Origin of the sequence: Citrobacter sp. wls615 (assembly GCF_005281355.1) — a bacterium.
GTDB classification, from domain to species: Bacteria; Pseudomonadota; Gammaproteobacteria; order Enterobacterales; family Enterobacteriaceae; genus Citrobacter; species Citrobacter werkmanii.
Genome location: NZ_SZXM01000056.1, coordinates 14,318 through 34,234, shown reverse-complemented (window position 1 = coordinate 34,234; position 19,917 = coordinate 14,318). Strand labels below are relative to the sequence as shown.

Genomic DNA, 19,917 nt, shown 5'->3' with positions numbered 1-19,917 from the left:
CATGGTGAGAGTTTATGCCCCGGCTTCCAGTGCCAATATGAGCGTCGGGTTTGATGTGCTCGGTGCGGCGGTAACTCCGGTGGATGGTTCGCTGTTGGGCGATGTGGTGTCCGTTGAGGCGGCCGACCATTTTAGTCTGAACAACCTCGGCCGTTTTGCCAACAAGCTGCCGTCTGAGCCGCGAGAAAACATTGTCTACCAGTGCTGGGAGCGATTCTGTCAGGAGCTGGGTAAAAGCGTTCCGGTGGCGATGACGCTGGAAAAAAATATGCCGATTGGCTCCGGGTTAGGCTCCAGCGCCTGTTCCGTCGTGGCGGCGTTAGTCGCTATGAACGAACACTGCGGTAAGCCACTCAACGATACGCGCCTGTTGGCGATAATGGGCGAGCTTGAAGGGCGTATCTCCGGCAGTATTCATTACGATAACGTTGCCCCGTGCTTTTTGGGCGGCATGCAGTTAATGATTGAAGAAAACGGCATTATTAGCCAGCAGGTGCCAGGCTTTGATGAGTGGCTGTGGGTACTGGCGTATCCGGGGATTAAAGTGTCGACGGCAGAAGCGCGGGCGATTCTCCCAGCGCAGTATCGTCGTCAGGACTGTATCGCTCACGGGCGGCATCTGGCTGGGTTCATTCATGCCTGCTATTCCCGTCAGCCTCTTCTGGCCGCGAAGCTGATGAAAGACGTCATTGCTGAGCCGTATCGTACCCGCTTGCTGCCAGGCTTTAGCCAGGCGCGTCAGGCGGTAGCCGAAATTGGCGCACTGGCCAGCGGTATATCTGGCTCAGGGCCGACGCTGTTCGCCTTGTGCGATAAACCGGATACGGCGCAGCGCGTAGCAGACTGGCTGGGTAAAAATTACCTGCAAAATCAGGAAGGCTTTGTTCATATTTGCCGGCTGGACACGGCGGGCGCACGGGTACTGGGATAATCAATGAAACTGTATAATCTGAAAGATCACAACGAACAGGTCAGCTTTGCACAGGCCGTCACGCAAGGGCTTGGCAAGAATCAGGGATTGTTTTTTCCGCATGATTTGCCGGAATTCAATCTGACAGAAGTCGATGAGATGCTGAACCAGGACTTTGTTAGCCGCAGCGCTAAGATCCTGTCCGCATTTATTGGTGACGAGATCCCTCAGGAAATTCTGGAAGAGCGCGTGCGTGCGGCATTTGCCTTTCCGGCACCGGTTGCTCAGGTTGCCACGGATGTCGGCTGTCTGGAACTGTTCCACGGCCCAACGCTTGCATTTAAAGACTTTGGCGGGCGCTTTATGGCGCAGATGCTGACGCACATCAGCGGCGACAAACCGGTCACCATTCTGACGGCGACCTCCGGGGATACAGGTGCGGCGGTTGCACATGCCTTTTATGGCCTGAAAAATGTACGCGTGGTGATCCTCTACCCGAATGGCAAGATCAGCCCATTACAGGAAAAACTGTTCTGTACGCTGGGCGGTAACATTGAAACTGTGGCGATTGATGGCGATTTTGATGCCTGCCAGGCGCTGGTGAAACAGGCGTTTGATGATGAAGAGCTGAAGGTGGCTCTGGGACTGAACTCGGCTAACTCAATTAACATCAGCCGTCTGCTGGCGCAAATCTGTTACTACTTTGAGGCGGTGGCCCAACTGCCGCAAGAGGCGCGTAATCAACTGGTGATTTCCGTTCCCAGCGGTAACTTTGGCGATCTGACCGCCGGGCTGCTGGCGAAATCACTGGGCTTGCCGGTGAAGCGTTTTATCGCGGCGACTAACGTTAACGATACGGTTCCGCGTTTCCTTGCAGAAGGTGAGTGGGCGCCGAAAGCGACCCAGGCAACGTTGTCGAATGCGATGGATGTCAGCCAGCCGAACAACTGGCCGCGCGTGGAGGAACTGTTCCGCCGTAAAATCTGGCGTCTGAATGAACTGGGTTATGCCGCTGTCGACGATGCGACGACCCAGGACACAATGCGTGAGTTACATGAGATAGGCTACACCTCAGAGCCGCATGCGGCAGTGGCTTACCGCGCGCTGCGTGATCAGCTAAACCCTGGCGAATACGGCCTGTTCCTTGGTACTGCGCATCCGGCGAAGTTTAAAGAAAGCGTTGAAGAGATTCTTGACCTGACGCTGGCGTTGCCAAAAGAACTGGCGGAACGTGCGGACCTGCCGCTGCTTTCTCACCACCTGCCTGCTGATTTTGCTGCGCTGCGTAAGCTGATGATGACCCGCGGATAACGGTTGTGCCCGCTGGCGCTTTGCTTAGCGGGCCTACAAATCTGCATGCCGGATAAGGCGTTAGCCGTCATCCGGCATGTAAATTATTGCTCGTGGCGTTTAAATACCAGTTCGCCATTCCCTGATGCTTCTTCATCAAAGAAATAGCCTTCACTGTTAAATGCAGTCAGTTGCTCCGGCTGCGTTAAGCGGTTCTCAATAATGTAGCGAGTCATCAGGCCGCGCGCTTTTTTGGCGTAGAAGCTGATGACTTTGAACTTGCCGTTTTTCTCATCAAGGAAGACCGGTTTGATAAGCTCAGCATTGAGCTTTTTCGGTTTCACAGATTTAAAATACTCATCCGAAGCGAGGTTGATCACCACGCTGTCGCCTTGCGCTTCAAGTGCTTCGTTAAGTTTATCGGTGATGGTATCTCCCCAGAACTGGTAGAGATCTTTACCCTTCGCATTAGCCAGACGAATGCCCATCTCCAGACGGTAAGGCTGCATCAAATCCAGCGGACGTAAAACGCCGTACAGCCCGGACAACATTCGTAAATGCTGTTGAGCGAAGTCGAAATCCGCCTCGCTGAAGGTTTCAGCCTGCAGCCCGGTATACACGTCGCCTTTAAACGCCAGAATGGCCTGACGTGCATTGTCCGGCGTGAAGTCAGGCTGCCAGTCATGGAAACGGGTGGCGTTCAGATCCGCCAGCTTGTCGCTAATCCCCATCAGCTTGCCAATCTGCGGTGCAGAGAGCTGGCGCGCCACGTGAATAAGCTGCTGGGAGTGATCCAGCAACTCGGGCAACGTATGACGTGTCGTTGCCAGCGGGCTTTGGTAGTCGAGCGTTTTTGCAGGTGAAATCAGAATCAGCATATCCAGTCCTTGCAGGAAATTTACTGCGACTTTAGCAAAAAAAACGACTGAATTGATCGATGGTTGCGATTGCCGCGCTATTCGCGCGGCGTTTCATCCCAGCTATCGGGCGCAAGCTGTTGTCTGATATCAGGATAACGGCGCGGATCGAATTCCGGGCGCACCCCGAGTTTACGCTGGCGCAGATAATCGCTGGCGATGGTATGGACAACCGGAGAAAGCAGCAGAATCGCCGTCAGGTTAGTAATGGCCATACAAGCCATAATGATGTCGGCCAACTGCCAGACGAGTGGGAAGCTGACTAACGTTCCCCCAACAACGGTACTCACGGTAGCGATACGTAATAGCCAGATGACGCGCATGTTGTCCAGCTTCAGGAAAATGAGGTTGTTTTCCGCATAGATGTAGTTGGCGACGATAGAGCTAAAGGCAAACAGAATCACAATAAAAGCCACGAATCCGGCTCCCCATTCACCCGTGAGCGTTACCATAGCTCTTTGCAGCAACTGGATGCCTTCCATTGGTACATAAGTGGTGCCATTACCCGCCAGTAAAATGATCATTGCGCTGGCCGTACAGATAATCAGCGTGTCACCTAACACACCGATCATTTGCACAATGCCTTGTGCCGCAGGATGCGGTGGCCAGGATGCTGCCGACGCGGCTGCGTTCGGGGTCGAGCCCATTCCGGCTTCATTCGAGAACATACCGCGTTGAAAGCCGCTGGCTATGGCCTGGCTGAGCGTATACCCGGCGGCACCGGCCGCGGCCTCCTGCCAGCCAAAGGCGCTTTTAATGATGGTCATGATAATGCCGGGGAGCTGTCCAAAATGCCAAAGGCAGATGGCGATACTGCAACCAACCCACAGCAGCGCCATCATCGGAACAAACCATTGCATCAGGCGAGCAACGCCTTTAATGCCGCCGACGATGACCAGTAATGACGCGATTGCCAGTGCGATACCGGATAAGAGGGGAGGGATGTCAAAAGCAAAGGTCAACGCACGAGAGACCGAGTTCGCCTGAACGCTGTTAAAAATCAGGCCATAGGCAATGAGCAAAAAGATGGCAAACAGCACGCCCATCCAGCGCATGCCCAGCCCACGGGCCATATACCATGCAGGACCGCCGCGAAACTGTCCCTTGCTGTCGCGTTCTTTGTACAGTTGGGCAAGCGAGCACTCAGCGAATGACGTTGCCATACCAATGACCGCCGAGACCCACATCCAGAAAATGGCTCCCGCGCCGCCGGCGGCGATCGCCAACGCCACACCTGCCAGATTTCCGCTACCGACGCGCGCGGCAAGACTGGTGCACAAAGCCTGAAAGGAAGTTAAACCACCCGGTTGCGGGCTGATGCTGTTTTTAAGACTTTTGCCAAACTGGCGAATGTAGCGGAACTGCACGAACCCTGTACGCCAGGTGAACCAACATCCTGCGCCAAGCAGGAGGTAGATCATCACCGAACCCCAGAGTATTTCATTAATAAATGAGAAAAAATCAGGCATTAACATCCCTCTTGTTGATGCCGGTAAGCGCGAATAATCCCGTGTAAGCGCTACCAATTATCGACCAGTATATACCTTATAAGCAGATTGATTGCGGGAGTTTATCATAACAATCGTTATATCCTTAATTGCGCATCACGGGCTGTGAGATGCGTAATCAGGGCTGAGCGGCTGGTCGGACAATCCAGGCGGTTGCGCTGAGAGTGCGTCGTGCTATCATCAGGGAAGATCGGTTACATCCCCCTAACAAGCTGTTTAAAGAGAATCGCTATCATGACGGACAAATTGACCTCCCTTCGTCAGTTCACCACAGTAGTGGCCGACACCGGAGACATCGCGGCAATGAAGCTGTATCAGCCTCAGGATGCCACAACTAACCCTTCTCTCATTCTTAACGCAGCGCAGATCCCAGAATACCGCAAGCTGATTGATGACGCTGTAGCCTGGGCTAAGCAGCAGAGCAATGACCGCGCGCAGCAGATCGTCGACGCGACCGACAAACTGGCAGTAAATATCGGTCTGGAGATCCTGAAACTGGTCCCGGGTCGTATCTCTACTGAAGTTGACGCTCGTCTGTCCTACGACACCGACGCGTCCATCGCGAAAGCAAAACGTCTGATCAAAATGTACAACGATGCTGGCATCAGCAACGATCGCATTCTGATCAAACTGGCTTCAACCTGGCAGGGCATTCGTGCCGCTGAGCAGCTGGAAAAAGAAGGCATCAACTGTAACCTGACTCTGCTGTTCTCCTTCGCGCAGGCGCGTGCATGTGCCGAAGCAGGCGTATACCTGATTTCTCCGTTTGTTGGTCGTATTCTGGACTGGTACAAAGCTAACACCGACAAGAAAGAGTATGCACCGGCAGAAGATCCGGGTGTGGTTTCCGTAACCGAAATCTACGAGTACTACAAACAGCACGGTTATGAAACCGTGGTGATGGGGGCGAGCTTCCGTAACGTCGGCGAAGTCATTGAGCTGGCAGGCTGCGATCGTCTGACGATTGCACCGGCACTGCTGAAAGAGCTGGCGGAAAGCGAAGGTACTATCGAACGTAAACTGTCCTTCTCTGGCGAAGTGAAAGCGCGTCCTGCACGCATCACCGAAGCTGAGTTCCTGTGGCAGCACAACCAGGATCCGATGGCTGTAGACAAACTGGCGGACGGTATCCGTAAGTTTGCTGTAGACCAGGGTAAACTGGAAAAAATGATCGGCGATCTGCTGTAATCATTAACGCGTGGCCCTGACAGGGGTCACGCTACCTCTTCTGAAACCTGTCTGTCCTTCCCTTCGCAGTGTATCATTCTGTTTAACGAGACTGTTTAAACGGAATAATCATGAATACTTTACGCATTGGCCTGGTTTCCATTTCTGACCGTGCTTCCAGCGGCGTTTACCAGGATAAAGGCATCCCGGCCCTTGAAGAGTGGCTGGCATCTGCCCTTACCACCCCTTTTGAGCTGCTAACGCGGTTGATCCCGGATGAACAGGCGATCATCGAACAGACCTTATGTGAGCTGGTTGATGAAATGAGCTGTCATCTGGTGCTGACTACCGGCGGAACGGGTCCGGCCCGCCGCGATGTAACGCCTGATGCCACGCTTGCCGTAGCCGACCGCCAGATGCCGGGCTTTGGCGAGCAGATGCGCCAGATAAGCCTGCACTTTGTGCCAACGGCTATTCTCTCCCGCCAGGTTGGTGTGATTCGTAAACAGGCGCTGATCCTGAACCTACCTGGCCAGCCGAAATCGATCAAAGAAACGCTGGAAGGCGTGAAAGATGCCGACGGTAAGGTTATCGTGCCGGGTATTTTTGCAAGTGTACCGTATTGTATACAGTTGCTGGATGGGCCGTATGTGGAAACCGCACCGGCTGTTGTAGCATCTTTTCGTCCTAAAAGCGCAATTCGCGATACAAACGCCTGAAAGTAGCCCGATCGTGACATAAGTGCCAATGACGGTGGAGTATTGAATTGTTTACGATATAGTAATTTTTGCTTTACATTTATCGACAGACAGATTCAATAACTCCACTGACTCATGGTTTGCTATGTCACAACACACTCGACCGCTGAATCGCCAGGATTATAAAACTCTTACGCTTGCTGCTCTCGGCGGTGCGCTTGAGTTTTATGATTTCATTATCTTCGTCTTCTTTGCCGCTGTTGTTGGCGAACTCTTCTTCCCGGCAGACATTCCTGAATGGCTACGTCAGGTGCAAACCTTCGGCATTTTTGCCGCCGGATATCTGGCGCGTCCGCTGGGTGGCATCATCATGGCGCACTTTGGCGATCTGGTCGGGCGTAAAAAAATGTTCACCCTGAGCATTTTGCTGATGGCGATACCGACGCTGGCGATTGGTCTTTTGCCTACCTACGCCTCAATGGGGATCCTCGCTCCGCTGCTATTACTGCTGATGCGCATTTTGCAAGGCGCAGCCATCGGCGGAGAAGTGCCGGGCGCGTGGGTGTTCGTGGCGGAACACGTACCGGAGCGCCGCATCGGCATTGCCTGTGGCACGCTGACCGCCGGGCTGACGGTGGGGATTCTGCTGGGATCGGTGGTCGCAACTCTGGTGAATACCAGCCTGACGCAGCAGGCGGTGCATGACTACGGCTGGCGTATCCCGTTCCTGCTGGGGGGCGTGTTTGGTCTGGTGGCGATGTACCTGCGTCGTTGGTTGCAGGAAACGCCTATCTTCCTCGAAATGCAGCAGCGTAAAGCGCTGGCGCAAGAGCTACCGGTGAAGTCGGTGGTGAGCAAACATAAAAAAGCGGTGGTCATTTCCATGCTGCTGACCTGGCTGTTATCGGCCGGGATAGTGGTGGTGATCCTGATGTCGCCAGTCTGGTTGCAGAAGCAGTATGGCTTTGCACCCGCGCTAACGTTACAGGCCAACAGTGTCGCCACCATTATGCTGTGCGTCGGGTGTTTGCTGGCCGGGTTTATTGTCGACCGGGTCGGCGCCAGCAAAACCTTTATTGTCGGCAGCCTGCTGCTGGCCTGTTCAAGCTGGTTTTTTTATCACCTGACCGGCAGCCACCCTCAGCACTTGTTCTTGTTATACGGGCTGGTAGGGTTGTGCGTTGGTGTGGTGGGAGCAGTGCCTTATGTGATGGTGCGGGCGTTTCCGGCAGAGGTCCGCTTTACCGGAATCTCCTTTTCTTACAACGTGTCGTACGCCATTTTTGGTGGTCTGACACCAATCGCCGTGACGATGTTAATGAGCGTGTCGCCAATGGCTCCGGCCTGGTATGTGCTGGCGTTATCGCTGGTGGGGTTAGGTCTGGGGATTTGGCTGCGACAGGATATTTATCATCGCGATACGAGCGTACAGGGAGAGTTACAGCGCTTGTAGGGAATATCCCCCCGTTCGGGGGGATAGCGTCAGATTAGTGCGCTTCACCGATCGGCAGGATGGTACGGCCAAACTGTTCGTTCAGCACTTCACCCATCGCCAGGTAAATGGCGCTTGCGCCACACACTAAGCCAATCCAGCCAGCAACGTGAATGATCGCTTCGTTACCTGCAATGTTGCCAACCGCCAGCAGTGCGAACAGCACTGTCAGGCTCAGGAAGACAAACTGCAACGCGCGGTTAGCTTTCAGCGTGCCAAAGAACATGAACAGTGTGAACACGCCCCACAGACCCAGGTACACGCCCAGGAACTGACCATTGGTTGCATCCGCCAGGCCCATTTTCGGCATGATCAGGATTGCAACCAGCGTCAGCCAGAACGAACCGTAGGAGGTAAAGGCGGTTAAACCGAAGGTGTTGCCTTTTTTATATTCCAGCAGACCGGCAAAAATTTGCGCGATTCCGCCGTAGAAAATGCCCATCGCCAGAATAATAACGTCAAAGGCGAAGAAACCCGCGTTGTGCAGGTTAAGCAGAATGGTGGTCATGCCAAAGCCCATCAGGCCCAGCGGTGCCGGATTAGCCAACTTAGTGTTGCCCATAATTCCTCAAAATCATCATTGATTGAATGGTGAAATAGTTTCCCCAAATAACGATCACTGTCTTTGGGGCGCGGCATGATAATCAGGGGAGAGGGCACTGTCTATGATCTAACGAAGGGAAAATGAAATATTTTCCCTGTGATGGGCATCACGCTTGCGCGTGGTTGATCATTCTGCGCAGACAGGCGATTTGTAGTACTACCGGGATCGTCACGCGATAGGCGCTGCCGCTCACTGCTTTAACCCCGTTTAAAGCCGCGCCGACCGGGCCGCCAAGCCCAGCACCGCGTAGCAATCCATGCCCAATGACGCTCACTGCGGCATGGGTACGCAGGATCTGAGTGAGTTGGCTGGAGAGCAGGTGAGAAACGCCAGTCGCCAGATGGCGATCCTTCATCAATAGCGGCAGTAACTCTTCCAGTTCAGAGACTTTTGCATCAACCGCCTGCAGAAATTCCTGCTTATGCCCGGCATCCATTTTTTGCCAGGCATTCCGTAGAAAGTGTTCCAGCAAATACTGTTCAATTTCGTACGTGGACATCGCTTTGTCGGCTTTAAGCTTCAAGCGCTTCGAAACATCCAGCAAAATCGCCCGATACAGCTTTCCATGGCCACGAAGTTTATTGGCAATGCTGTCGCCACCATAATGCTGAAGTTCGCCAGCGATCAGTTGCCAGTTGCGGCGGTGCTGTTCCGGGTGTCCTTCCATCGATTTAAATAATTCGTTGTGGCTCAGAACGCTCGACAGACGAGCTTTGCCTTTTTCATTATGCGTTAACAGGCGAGTAATCGTGGCGAGTTGTTCCTCACTGCAATGCTGCAGAAAGTCGAGGTCGTCGTCATGCAAATACGTGACATTCATGTTTTCTATGGCTTCTGAATAAAAGGGCGGAATTAGTCGTCGCCGATGACTTTAAGCGTCGCCATGTCAGAGGAGTTTACCGACTGGCCTGAAAAAGTAATTTTGGATACGCAGCGTTTGTTGTCGTTGTCGCTATTAATGTTGATCCAATTGGTGGTTTGTCCCTCTTTAATGGAAGACGGGACATTCAGGCTTTGGCTGGAGGTGCGCGCAGCTTTGAAGTAAACGGATGCGCCGTTAAGGTTAATATCGCCTCTATCGGCGGTGAGTTGAATACGTTTCACCACCCGACAAACGGGAATTTTGAGCGTGAGATCGTTGGTTGCATTGCGGGGCATAGCAATCATCCCCAGAACTTTATGATCGTTAGCGTGCGCGGCGCTGCTCAGCAGCAGGCCCATAAGCAGGCTGGCGGAAAGGGTTAAAACGGATTTCATGGAATTTCTCTTTGACGGCTGCAAAAGTGTGTGGCTTCGCGCTATTTTACCGCCGACATAAAAACGATTCATTCACGTAATCTTTTCTTTTTATTACAATTTTTGCGTGAATGACAGCACCGTATTAATCGGTTTTATGAATTTATTTTGATTGGCGATTATTCATTTTTTGTAGTTTTGTGCCTTTTTTCGGCAAATTTATTGCTTCTGCGCTAAAAAAATTTTTCATGCCCCCCTTGATGAAGTGGGTTACGACCCCACTTAGTAGTCAACCGCAGTGGTGAGTCTGAAAAAAAACGATTCAGGGTAGTTGAAACCGCACGTTTCGCCCTTATTACAGATTCACAACCACATGATGACCGAATTTTTAGTGGAGACGTTTAGATGGGTAAAATTATTGGTATCGACCTGGGTACTACCAACTCTTGTGTAGCGATTATGGATGGCACTACTGCACGTGTGCTGGAGAACGCCGAGGGCGATCGCACCACGCCTTCTATCATTGCTTATACCCAGGATGGTGAAACTCTGGTTGGTCAGCCGGCTAAACGTCAGGCAGTGACAAACCCGCAAAACACCCTGTTTGCGATTAAACGCCTGATTGGCCGCCGCTTCCAGGACGAAGAAGTACAGCGTGATGAAGCGATCATGCCGTACAAAATCATCGGTGCTGACAACGGTGATGCATGGATTGACGTAAAAGGTCAGAAAATGGCACCGCCGCAGATCTCTGCAGAAGTGCTGAAAAAAATGAAGAAAACGGCTGAAGATTACCTGGGTGAACCGGTAACTGAAGCGGTTATCACCGTTCCTGCATACTTTAACGATGCTCAGCGTCAGGCAACCAAAGACGCCGGTCGTATCGCAGGTCTGGAAGTAAAACGTATCATCAACGAACCAACCGCAGCTGCGCTGGCTTACGGTCTGGATAAAGAAGTCGGCAACCGTACTATCGCGGTGTATGACCTCGGTGGTGGTACTTTCGATATCTCTATTATCGAAATCGACGAAGTTGACGGCGAAAAAACCTTCGAAGTTCTGGCAACCAACGGTGATACCCACCTGGGTGGTGAAGACTTCGACAGCCGTATGATCAACTACCTGGTTGACGAGTTTAAGAAAGATCAGGGTATCGACCTGCGTAATGACCCGCTGGCGATGCAGCGTCTGAAAGAAGCCGCTGAGAAAGCGAAGATCGAGCTGTCTTCCGCTCAGCAGACCGACGTGAACCTGCCGTACATCACTGCAGACGCGACTGGTCCGAAACACATGAACATCAAAGTGACCCGTGCGAAACTGGAAAGCCTGGTTGAAGACCTGGTTAACCGTTCTATCGAGCCGCTGAAAGTTGCTCTGCAGGACGCCGGCCTGTCTGTTTCTGATATCAACGACGTTATTCTCGTTGGTGGTCAGACGCGTATGCCGATGGTCCAGAAGAAAGTTGCTGAGTTCTTCGGCAAAGAGCCGCGTAAAGACGTTAACCCGGACGAAGCTGTAGCAATCGGTGCTGCCGTTCAGGGTGGTGTATTGACTGGTGATGTGAAAGACGTACTGCTGCTGGACGTTACCCCGCTGTCTCTGGGGATCGAAACCATGGGCGGCGTGATGACGCCACTGATCGCGAAAAACACCACTATCCCGACCAAGCACAGCCAGGTGTTCTCTACCGCTGAAGACAACCAGTCTGCGGTAACCATCCACGTGCTGCAGGGTGAACGTAAACGTGCTGCCGATAACAAAGATCTGGGTCAGTTTAACCTGGATGGTATCAGCCCGGCTCCGCGCGGTATGCCGCAGATCGAAGTAACTTTTGACATCGATGCCGACGGTATCCTGCACGTTTCCGCGAAAGATAAAAACAGCGGTAAAGAGCAGAAGATCACCATCAAGGCTTCTTCTGGTCTGAACGAAGAAGAAATCCAGAAAATGGTTCGCGAAGCAGAAGCGAACGCAGAATCTGACCGTAAGTTTGAAGAGCTGGTTCAGACCCGTAACCAGGGTGACCATCTGCTGCACAGCACTCGTAAGCAGGTTGAAGAAGCAGGCGACCAACTGCCGGCTGACGACAAAACTGCCATCGAGTCTGCACTGACCGCGCTGGAAACTTCTCTGAAAGGTGAAGACAAAGCGGATATCGAAGCGAAAATGCAGGCGCTGGCACAGGTTTCCCAGAAACTGATGGAAATCGCTCAGCAGCAGCACGCACAGCAGCAGGCTGGTGCAGCAGGCGCTGATGCTTCTGCAAACAACGCGAAAGATGACGACGTTGTCGACGCTGAGTTTGAAGAAGTGAAAGACAAAAAATAATCGCCCTTTGAACGGGTAATTACTGGCACGGGCGAAGAGGTTTCCTCTCCGCCCGTGCACGCATGTTAGGGGCAGATAAAAAGAGATGGCTAAGCAAGACTATTACGAGATTTTAGGCGTTTCCAAATCAGCGGAAGAGCGTGAAATCAAAAAGGCCTACAAGCGCCTGGCCATGAAATATCACCCGGACCGTAACCAGGGTGATAAAGAGGCCGAAGCCAAGTTCAAAGAGATCAAAGAAGCCTACGAGATCCTGACCGATGCGCAAAAACGTGCAGCTTACGATCAGTACGGTCATGCTGCGTTTGAGCAAGGCGGTATGGGCGGCGGCGGCGGTTTTGGCGGCGGGGCTGACTTCAGCGATATCTTTGGTGACGTGTTTGGCGATATCTTTGGCGGCGGTCGTGGTCGTCAGCGCGCCTCACGTGGTGCTGATTTACGTTACAACATGGATCTCACTCTGGAAGAAGCCGTGCGTGGCGTCACCAAAGAGATCCGTATTCCGACGCTGGAAGAGTGTGACGTCTGCCATGGCAGCGGTGCGAAGGCAGGTACTCAACCGCAGACCTGTCCAACCTGTCACGGTTCCGGCCAGGTGCAGATGCGCCAGGGCTTTTTTGCCGTACAGCAGACCTGTCCACATTGTCAGGGGCGCGGTACGCTGATTAAAGATCCGTGCAACAAATGTCACGGTCATGGTCGCGTTGAGAAAAGCAAAACGCTGTCCGTTAAAATCCCGGCAGGCGTTGACACCGGCGATCGTATTCGTCTGTCTGGCGAAGGTGAAGCCGGTGAGCATGGCGCGCCAGCAGGCGATTTATACGTTCAGGTGCAGGTAAAACAGCACCCAATTTTTGAGCGTGAAGGCAACAACCTGTACTGTGAAGTGCCGATTAACTTTGCGATGGCAGCGCTGGGCGGCGAGATTGAAGTCCCGACGCTGGACGGTCGCGTGAAGTTAAAAATTCCGGGCGAAACGCAGACTGGCAAACTGTTCCGCATGCGCGGGAAAGGTGTGAAGTCGGTTCGCGGTGGCGCTCAGGGCGATCTGCTGTGCCGTGTAGTTGTTGAAACCCCGGTAGGTCTGAACGACAAGCAGAAGCAGTTGCTGAAAGATCTGCAGGAAAGCTTCGGCGGTCCTACCGGCGAAAACAACAGCCCGCGTTCAAAAAGCTTCTTCGACGGTGTGAAGAAGTTCTTTGACGATCTGACGCGCTAACGACAAGCTGAAAAGCTTTCTCGTTTGAAAAAACCGGTATTCTCCTTGGAGAGAATACCGGTTTTTTATTGTCAAGGATAAAAGTGAGTTGGATGGCCTTGAATGTGAGTTTTCTAACATGTCAGGTAAATATATCAGAGGTGATTTAGTAAGAAGATATTGACGTGTTTATTAATAAATATGAACTTATCATATCTCTAGCAACATTATTGGACACATTATTTTAAGCAACTTTTATCTATCCTGATGTGAGATTTACATCACTATCTTGTAATTACATTTGTTTAATATCTCTCCACACAGCAAACCTTCATTCATTGATGAATAAATTATAATTATGGAGAATAAATTCAATGCCTCGGATAAAGAAAATACTATTGGTCAGCCTTGTATTAGCCACTCCAGCCCTTTTTAGCCAAAATATACAGGCTCTGGAATATAAAAACTCTTTTGGATCAATTAATGCTGGTTATGCCGACTGGAATAGCGGTTTTGTGAATGTACACCGTGGTGAGGTTTGGAAAGCAACGGCTGATTTTGGTGTTAACTTCAGAGAGGCTGAATTCTATTCTTTTATTGAAAGCAACGTATTGAACCATGCAGTGGCGGGCCGTAACCATACCGTCTCTGCTATGACCCATGTGCGTCTTTTTGATTCTGACTATACCTTCTTTGGCAAGATATACGGTCAATGGGACAACTCTTGGGGTGACGATCTGGATATGTTTTATGGACTTGGTTATCTGGGGTGGAGCGGAGATTGGGGTTTCTTTAAACCTTATATCGGCTTGCATAACCAATCAGGTGACTATGTATCACCGAAATATGGACAGACCAGTGGATGGAATGGATATGTTGTTGGTTGGACTGCTGTTTATAACTTCTCTTTATTTGGTGAAAGCTTTGTTTTATCTGACTGGAATGAAGTCGAGATTGATAGAAATGATGCTTACACGGAGCAGCAATTCGGTAGGAATGGTTTAAATGGAGGGTTAACGTTGGCATGGAAGTTTTATCCACGATGGAAGGCATCTGTAACGTATCGTTATTTTGAGAACAAATTAGGTTATGACGGATATGGGGATCAGATGATTTATATGGTCGGATATTCATTTTAATTAAAATTAAAGGAACTGAAATGAAAAAAACAGTCGTTGCCAGCATGATTGGGTTGGCACTGTGCGCCGGGAGCACATTACAAACAGTTCAGGCCGCTACGGATAAGCGTCCTAACTTGGTCATCATCCTTACGGATGATTTGGGATATGGCGATCTGGCGGCTTATGGTCATCAAATCGTTAAAACACCTAATATTGATAAATTAGCTCAGGAAGGGGTGAAATTTACCGACTACTATGCGCCAGCCCCGCTGTGTTCACCTTCTCGTGCTGGTTTGCTCACTGGACGTATGCCGTTCCGTACGGGGATCCGTTCCTGGATCCCTGAAGGGAAAGATGTGGCATTGGGCCGTAATGAGCTGACGATTGCTAATCTGCTAAAAGCGCAAGGCTACGACACGGCGATGATGGGGAAATTACATCTGAATGCTGGAGGAGATCGCACCGATCAGCCACAGGCGAAAGATATGGGATTCGACTATTCCCTGGTGAATGCTGCAGGGTTTGTGACCGATTCCACTTTAGATAACGCGAAAGAGCGCCCACGCTATGGCACCGTGCATCCGACCGGATTCGTGCGTAATGGTAAACCGATTGGTAGAGCAGAAACATTTAGCGGTGAACTGGTTAGTTCAGAAGTTGTTAACTGGCTGGATAACAAGAAAGACGATAAACCGTTCTTCTTATACGTTGCATTTACTGAGGTCCATAGCCCGCTGGCCTCACCGAAAAAATACCTCGATATGTATTCGCAATACATGAGTGCCTACCAGAAACAGCATCCGGATCTGTTCTACGGTGATTGGGCTGATAAACCTTGGCGTGGCACAGGTGAGTATTATGCCAACATCAGTTATATGGATGCTCAGGTTGGTAAAGTAATGGATAAGATAAAGGCAATGGGTGAAGAAGATAACACCATTGTTATCTTTACCAGTGATAACGGACCTGTCACTCGTGAAGCGCGTAAAGTGTATGAGTTAAACCTGGCGGGTGAAACGGATGGGCTTCGCGGTCGTAAAGATAATCTGTGGGAGGGCGGAATCCGCGTTCCGGCAATCATCAAGTATGGTAAACATATTCCGCAGGGAATGGTAACGGATACGCCGGTTTATGGCCTTGACTGGTTGCCGACATTAGCAAACATGATGGATTTTAAACTGCCAACAGATCGTACCTACGATGGGCAGTCTCTGGTTCCATTACTGGAACAGAAAACGTTAGTACGTCAGAAACCACTCATTTTTGGTATTGATATGCCATTCCAGGACGATCCTACTGATGAATGGGCTATTCGGGATGGTGACTGGAAGATGATCATCGATCGTGAAAATAAACCTAAATATCTCTATAACCTGAAAAAGGATCGTTTTGAAACCCTTAATCAGATTGGCAAGCAGCCTGATATAGAAAAACAGCTGTACGGTAAATTCCTGAAGTACAAAAAGGATATTGATAACGATTCATTAATGAAAGCTCGAGGTGAAAAACCAACTCCGGTAACCTGGGGTTAATTGGATAACAATAAAAATATAGAGTATGCCACTTAGGGCTCTGCCCGCCTGATTCAGCACCTTGGTACTGAATCAGGTTCTTTTATTTATGGATCTAAATTAAATGCAGAGAAAAAGTTGTCAGGTCATGATTAAACCGACGGGTTCGGTATGCAATCTGGATTGTAAATACTGTTTTTACCTGGAGAAAGAGAAGCTCTATCCGCAGAGAAAAGCCAATTACAGGATGTCTGAAGATACGCTTGAATTGTTTATCAAACAGCATATCGCCGCGCAGGATGTGGATGAGGTGATTTTTGCCTGGCAAGGAGGGGAGCCAACGTTGATGGGGCTGCCATTTTTTCGACGGGCGGTCGAACTTCAGCAGATATACGCGGGTGAAAAGACAATAATCAATACTTTCCAGACCAACGGTATTTTGATTGATAACGAGTGGGCGATGTTTTTTAAGCAGCATCACGTCCTGGTTGGGGTTTCCATTGACGGTGATGCAGCTTTGCATGATGAATGGCGCGTTACACGTTCAGGAAAGCCGACACACGAAAAGGTTGAACAAGCCATTAAATGTCTGGTACGTCACGGTGTCGAGTTTAATACTCTGACGGTCGTTAACCATACAAATATGCGTTATCCGCTACGGGTCTATGAATATCTGAAAAGCATTGGCAGCCGTTATATGCAGTTTATTCCGCTGGTTGAGAGAAGTGGTGACACAGGATTGGCACATCCTGTTGATAAACAAACTGCAATGATGCCTTGGTCTGTCGATCCTATCGAGTTTGGCCATTTTCTTAATGCAATCTTTGATGTCTGGATCCGTAACGACATTGGCGATGTAGGTGTACAGATTTTTGAGCAAACTTTAGCGGCCTGGTGTGGATTTCCGCCACAGGTATGTGTATTTGCGCCAACCTGTGGTAGTGCGTTTGCGTTGGAAATGAATGGCGACGTTTATAATTGCGATCATTTTGTTTACCCACAGTACAAACTGGGAAATATCCAGGATATGACATTGCGCGCAATAAACAACAGCGAACAAAATCGACAGTTTGGCGAAGATAAGCGCCAAAAAATGGCGCAGGAATGTTATGCCTGTCAGTGGCAGTTTGCCTGTTATGGTGGTTGCCCTAAGCATCGTTTTTTACCTTCAGTTTCTGGTTCTTCGAATCAAAACTACCTGTGCGCGGGTTATCAGGCTTTTTTTGCCCATACCAGCCCAACGATGAATGCGATGAAAACGCTCTATGAAAATGGATTTTCACCCGCAGAGATAAAATCAATATTTGTGTGATAGCAATATTCGCAGGGAGTGAATATGTTTTCTCGAATCAATGTAGATGTGTGTAAAACACCCGATTGTAAAAACCTTGGGGTCTTTAATAGCCCTGATTACTTGGCACAGGGGAAAAATATCCTGTGCCGGGAATGTGGCTTTTTTTTCCCTATCATTTCTGAACGCTCTCTTAACCTATTTCGTCAGTCGGTAAACCAGTCATGGAAGGGGTTGGTTAAGGTTTGCCCAACCTGCGGCAGTACCTCATTAAAAAAGTATGGTTTTTCCGCTCAGGGGGAACCGCGAGTCTATTGCCTGCAATGTCATAAAACGTTTATTTCTCCTGTCAGGCATAAAGACGACCCTCGTCTGGAAGATCTTGCCAGGCTTATCCTGGAGGGTGCTTCACTGGTTGATATTCGTTCGGCGCTGTCTGTTGACAGCACGGGCCTGAACCGCGTTCTACTAAAATTATCCCGTAAGGCAAATCAGGCTGAACGTGAGTTTGTTATTCCGAAATTCGACCTGGTGATGAGTACACGTGCTTTTCGGATAAAATTTAACGGTAGTGACAATAGTCTGTATGTTCTGGTCACTGTTGAGGAGAATAGTGGCCGGCTTATTGCTGTTTCGACTAATTATTCAACCCAGCCTGTTGAGGATGAGTACCAGTATACTTCCTACTACGAAGAACGTTTACCCTCCGGAACGTTAGCGCATCTTGTCCAGCGCAAGGAACTGATGACAATGCGACGGAATATCTTGTTTGATGTGGATTATGGTCCCGCAACGCTATACAGAAATGACTCCGGGATGCTGGTAAAACCTGTCCTGCCAGCTTATCGGCATTTTGAATTAGTCAAAACACTTACTGATGAACGCTCCCTCAATGTTCAGCATTACATTGACCATGAGTGCTTCATATTAGGTGGTTGTATGATGGCTAATTTACAACACGTCCAGCAAGGGCGCTGCCATATCTCGTTTGTAAAGGAAAGAGGGGACAGGCCTGCGCAAAGTGGTATTCCGTACCGCATGTTTCAAAGTGGAGGGATTCGTAATAATGTCTGGCGTACCTATTCCACCCAAGATTATGCGATAGCAGTATGTAGCCTAACGGGTAATAAAAAAACGGGCATGCTGCGCCATGCTACGCTTGCCGGAGCAACGGAGTTTATTACGTACATCAATAGACACCCGTTTTTGACACAAATTAATCATATGTCACCCAGCAATGTCGTTTCAACGCTGGATTATCTCCGCTATGCCTTCAATGCCCGCCACATCGAATGACATGACTGCTAAGGTTAAATACTGATTTTCAGCAGTTACCTCCTGGATATATGGTTCGTAAAAACCGATCTATTCATCATAAATAATCTAATTTTAACGAGCTTTTTGAGGGTGTAAGATAGTATTTACGAAGTATTCACCTAATAGAGAGAATAAAAGTGAAACATCTGCATCGTTTTTTTAGTAGTGACGCCTCGGGGGGCATCATCCTGATCATCGCAGCCGTCGTCGCTATGTTGATGGCAAATATCGGGATCACCAGTGGATGGTACCACGCCTTTCTGGAAACGCCCGTTCAACTGCGGGTTGGCGCGCTTGAGATCAACAAAAATATGCTGCTGTGGATCAATGACGCGTTGATGGCGGTGTTCTTCCTGTTGATTGGTCTGGAGGTAAAGCGCGAGTTGATGCAGGGGTCGCTGGCCAGTCTGCGTCAGGCTGCATTTCCGATCATTGCCGCTATCGGGGGGATGATTGTCCCGGCGCTACTGTATCTGGCATTTAACTATGCTGACCCTATCACTCGTGAAGGGTGGGCGATCCCGGCTGCAACGGATATCGCTTTTGCATTAGGCGTGCTGGCACTGTTGGGCAGTCGTGTTCCGTTGGCGCTGAAAATCTTTCTCATGGCGCTGGCGATTATCGATGATCTTGGCGCTATCGTGATCATTGCGCTGTTCTACACCAGCGATCTCTCGCTGCTGTCGCTGGGCGTTGCCGCGTGTGCCATTCTCGTCCTGGCAGCCTTGAATCTGTGTGGCGTGAGACGTACCGGGATTTATATTCTGGTGGGCGTGGTGCTATGGACTGCGGTACTGAAGTCTGGCGTGCATGCGACGCTGGCTGGCGTGATCGTCGGTTTCTTCATTCCGTTAAAGGAAAAACACGGACGTTCACCGGCAAAGCGTCTGGAGCATGTTTTGCATCCGTGGGTGGCATACCTGATCCTGCCGCTGTTTGCCTTCGCCAACGCAGGCGTTTCACTGCAGGGCGTCACTATTGATGGACTGACCTCTGTATTACCGTTGGGGATTATTGCAGGTCTGTTGATTGGTAAACCTCTGGGTATCAGCCTGTTTTGCTGGCTGGCGTTACGCTTAAAGCTGGCGCAATTACCTGAAGGAACGAATTTCCAGCAGATCATGGCGGTCGGGATTCTGTGCGGTATTGGCTTTACGATGTCGATTTTCATCGCCAGCCTGGCGTTTGGTAATGTCGATCCTGAGCTGATTAACTGGGCGAAACTGGGGATCCTGATTGGCTCCTTGCTGTCGGCGGTAATTGGTTACTGCTGGTTACGCACCCGGTTAAACGCATCCGCCTGACAGGATAACCCTTTCGTGACAATTT

The 19,917-nt window shown here is 50.4% G+C and carries 17 protein-coding genes; 12 read left to right on the top strand and 5 right to left on the bottom strand.

Annotated features, from left to right (window positions below):
- Position 1 precedes the first annotated feature (1 nt).
- Together thrB and thrC are read left to right on the top strand one after the other, a co-directional pair.
- On the top strand, positions 2 to 931 hold the full coding sequence (gene thrB / locus FDX04_RS14760) for a homoserine kinase (RefSeq protein WP_137371156.1): 930 nt from the start codon (positions 2 to 4) through the stop codon (positions 929 to 931).
- Positions 932 to 934: 3 nt separating this feature from the next.
- Positions 935 to 2,221, top strand: coding sequence for a threonine synthase (gene thrC / locus FDX04_RS14755; RefSeq protein WP_137371155.1), 1,287 nt, complete (start codon positions 935 to 937; stop codon positions 2,219 to 2,221).
- Positions 2,222 to 2,304: 83 nt separating this feature from the next.
- Here the strand turns inward: thrC and yaaA are convergent, their stop codons facing one another.
- Entirely contained in the window at positions 2,305 to 3,078 is a 774-nt protein-coding gene (yaaA, locus tag FDX04_RS14750; protein WP_079937142.1) for a peroxide stress protein YaaA, read from the bottom strand.
- Positions 3,079 to 3,155: 77 nt separating this feature from the next.
- Entirely contained in the window at positions 3,156 to 4,586 is a 1,431-nt protein-coding gene (locus tag FDX04_RS14745; protein ID WP_137371154.1) for a sodium:alanine symporter family protein, read from the bottom strand.
- Between the two features lie 273 nt (positions 4,587 to 4,859).
- Between FDX04_RS14745 and tal the strand changes: the two genes are divergently transcribed.
- The 3 genes from tal to FDX04_RS14730 all read left to right on the top strand — a co-directional run bounded on the left by tal (position 4,860) and on the right by FDX04_RS14730 (position 7,943).
- The gene (tal, locus tag FDX04_RS14740; RefSeq protein WP_137371153.1) at positions 4,860 to 5,813 is read left to right on the top strand and encodes a transaldolase; all 954 of its coding nucleotides are present in this window, start codon (positions 4,860 to 4,862) and stop codon (positions 5,811 to 5,813) included.
- A 110-nt stretch (positions 5,814 to 5,923) separates the two neighbouring features.
- On the top strand, positions 5,924 to 6,511 hold the full coding sequence (gene mog / locus FDX04_RS14735) for a molybdopterin adenylyltransferase (RefSeq protein ID WP_079937140.1): 588 nt from the start codon (positions 5,924 to 5,926) through the stop codon (positions 6,509 to 6,511).
- Between the two features lie 124 nt (positions 6,512 to 6,635).
- Entirely contained in the window at positions 6,636 to 7,943 is a 1,308-nt protein-coding gene (locus FDX04_RS14730; RefSeq protein WP_003829746.1) for an MFS transporter, read from the top strand.
- A 34-nt stretch (positions 7,944 to 7,977) separates the two neighbouring features.
- Here FDX04_RS14730 and satP read toward each other — a convergent pair whose 3' ends face one another.
- The 3 genes from satP to FDX04_RS14715 all read right to left on the bottom strand — a co-directional run bounded on the left by satP (position 7,978) and on the right by FDX04_RS14715 (position 9,843).
- Entirely contained in the window at positions 7,978 to 8,544 is a 567-nt protein-coding gene (gene satP, locus FDX04_RS14725) for an acetate uptake transporter (protein WP_003829744.1), read from the bottom strand.
- 148 nt (positions 8,545 to 8,692) lie between these two features.
- A complete protein-coding gene (gene msyB / locus FDX04_RS14720; RefSeq protein ID WP_137371152.1) occupies positions 8,693 to 9,406 on the bottom strand; it encodes an acidic protein MsyB in 714 nt (237 codons plus the stop codon).
- Positions 9,407 to 9,438: 32 nt separating this feature from the next.
- On the bottom strand, positions 9,439 to 9,843 hold the full coding sequence (locus FDX04_RS14715) for a DUF2541 family protein (protein WP_042312469.1): 405 nt from the start codon (positions 9,841 to 9,843) through the stop codon (positions 9,439 to 9,441).
- Between the two features lie 384 nt (positions 9,844 to 10,227).
- On the opposite strand from FDX04_RS14715, the gene dnaK reads away from it, so the two are divergent.
- The 7 genes from dnaK to nhaA all read left to right on the top strand — a co-directional run bounded on the left by dnaK (position 10,228) and on the right by nhaA (position 19,892).
- Complete coding sequence (gene dnaK / locus FDX04_RS14710; protein WP_042312465.1) at positions 10,228 to 12,150, top strand: molecular chaperone DnaK; 1,923 nt, start codon at positions 10,228 to 10,230, stop codon at positions 12,148 to 12,150.
- Positions 12,151 to 12,235: 85 nt separating this feature from the next.
- Positions 12,236 to 13,369: a molecular chaperone DnaJ gene (gene dnaJ / locus FDX04_RS14705; RefSeq protein WP_003018956.1), complete on the top strand. Its 1,134-nt coding sequence runs from the start codon at positions 12,236 to 12,238 to the stop codon at positions 13,367 to 13,369.
- Positions 13,370 to 13,722: 353 nt separating this feature from the next.
- A complete protein-coding gene (locus tag FDX04_RS14700) occupies positions 13,723 to 14,487 on the top strand; it encodes an outer membrane protein OmpK (protein WP_137360216.1) in 765 nt (254 codons plus the stop codon).
- Between the two features lie 20 nt (positions 14,488 to 14,507).
- On the top strand, positions 14,508 to 16,001 hold the full coding sequence (locus FDX04_RS14695; RefSeq protein WP_137360217.1) for a sulfatase: 1,494 nt from the start codon (positions 14,508 to 14,510) through the stop codon (positions 15,999 to 16,001).
- Positions 16,002 to 16,104: 103 nt separating this feature from the next.
- On the top strand, positions 16,105 to 17,292 hold the full coding sequence (locus FDX04_RS14690) for an anaerobic sulfatase maturase (RefSeq protein ID WP_137371151.1): 1,188 nt from the start codon (positions 16,105 to 16,107) through the stop codon (positions 17,290 to 17,292).
- 24 nt (positions 17,293 to 17,316) lie between these two features.
- A complete protein-coding gene (locus FDX04_RS14685; protein ID WP_137371150.1) occupies positions 17,317 to 18,567 on the top strand; it encodes an IS1 family transposase in 1,251 nt (416 codons plus the stop codon).
- Between the two features lie 158 nt (positions 18,568 to 18,725).
- The gene (nhaA, locus tag FDX04_RS14680) at positions 18,726 to 19,892 is read left to right on the top strand and encodes a Na+/H+ antiporter NhaA (protein WP_042312462.1); all 1,167 of its coding nucleotides are present in this window, start codon (positions 18,726 to 18,728) and stop codon (positions 19,890 to 19,892) included.
- The last annotated feature ends 25 nt before the right edge of the window (positions 19,893 to 19,917 follow it).

Coding starts and splice junctions, on each gene's coding strand:
- thrB (WP_137371156.1), top strand. CDS start 2: ATGGTGAGAGTTTATGCCCCGGCTTCCAGTGCCAATATGAGCGTCGGG.
- thrC (WP_137371155.1), top strand. CDS start 935: ATGAAACTGTATAATCTGAAAGATCACAACGAACAGGTCAGCTTTGCA.
- yaaA (WP_079937142.1), bottom strand. CDS start 3,078: ATGCTGATTCTGATTTCACCTGCAAAAACGCTCGACTACCAAAGCCCG.
- FDX04_RS14745 (WP_137371154.1), bottom strand. CDS start 4,586: ATGCCTGATTTTTTCTCATTTATTAATGAAATACTCTGGGGTTCGGTG.
- tal (WP_137371153.1), top strand. CDS start 4,860: ATGACGGACAAATTGACCTCCCTTCGTCAGTTCACCACAGTAGTGGCC.
- mog (WP_079937140.1), top strand. CDS start 5,924: ATGAATACTTTACGCATTGGCCTGGTTTCCATTTCTGACCGTGCTTCC.
- FDX04_RS14730 (WP_003829746.1), top strand. CDS start 6,636: ATGTCACAACACACTCGACCGCTGAATCGCCAGGATTATAAAACTCTT.
- satP (WP_003829744.1), bottom strand. CDS start 8,544: ATGGGCAACACTAAGTTGGCTAATCCGGCACCGCTGGGCCTGATGGGC.
- msyB (WP_137371152.1), bottom strand. CDS start 9,406: ATGAATGTCACGTATTTGCATGACGACGACCTCGACTTTCTGCAGCAT.
- FDX04_RS14715 (WP_042312469.1), bottom strand. CDS start 9,843: ATGAAATCCGTTTTAACCCTTTCCGCCAGCCTGCTTATGGGCCTGCTG.
- dnaK (WP_042312465.1), top strand. CDS start 10,228: ATGGGTAAAATTATTGGTATCGACCTGGGTACTACCAACTCTTGTGTA.
- dnaJ (WP_003018956.1), top strand. CDS start 12,236: ATGGCTAAGCAAGACTATTACGAGATTTTAGGCGTTTCCAAATCAGCG.
- FDX04_RS14700 (WP_137360216.1), top strand. CDS start 13,723: ATGCCTCGGATAAAGAAAATACTATTGGTCAGCCTTGTATTAGCCACT.
- FDX04_RS14695 (WP_137360217.1), top strand. CDS start 14,508: ATGAAAAAAACAGTCGTTGCCAGCATGATTGGGTTGGCACTGTGCGCC.
- FDX04_RS14690 (WP_137371151.1), top strand. CDS start 16,105: ATGCAGAGAAAAAGTTGTCAGGTCATGATTAAACCGACGGGTTCGGTA.
- FDX04_RS14685 (WP_137371150.1), top strand. CDS start 17,317: ATGTTTTCTCGAATCAATGTAGATGTGTGTAAAACACCCGATTGTAAA.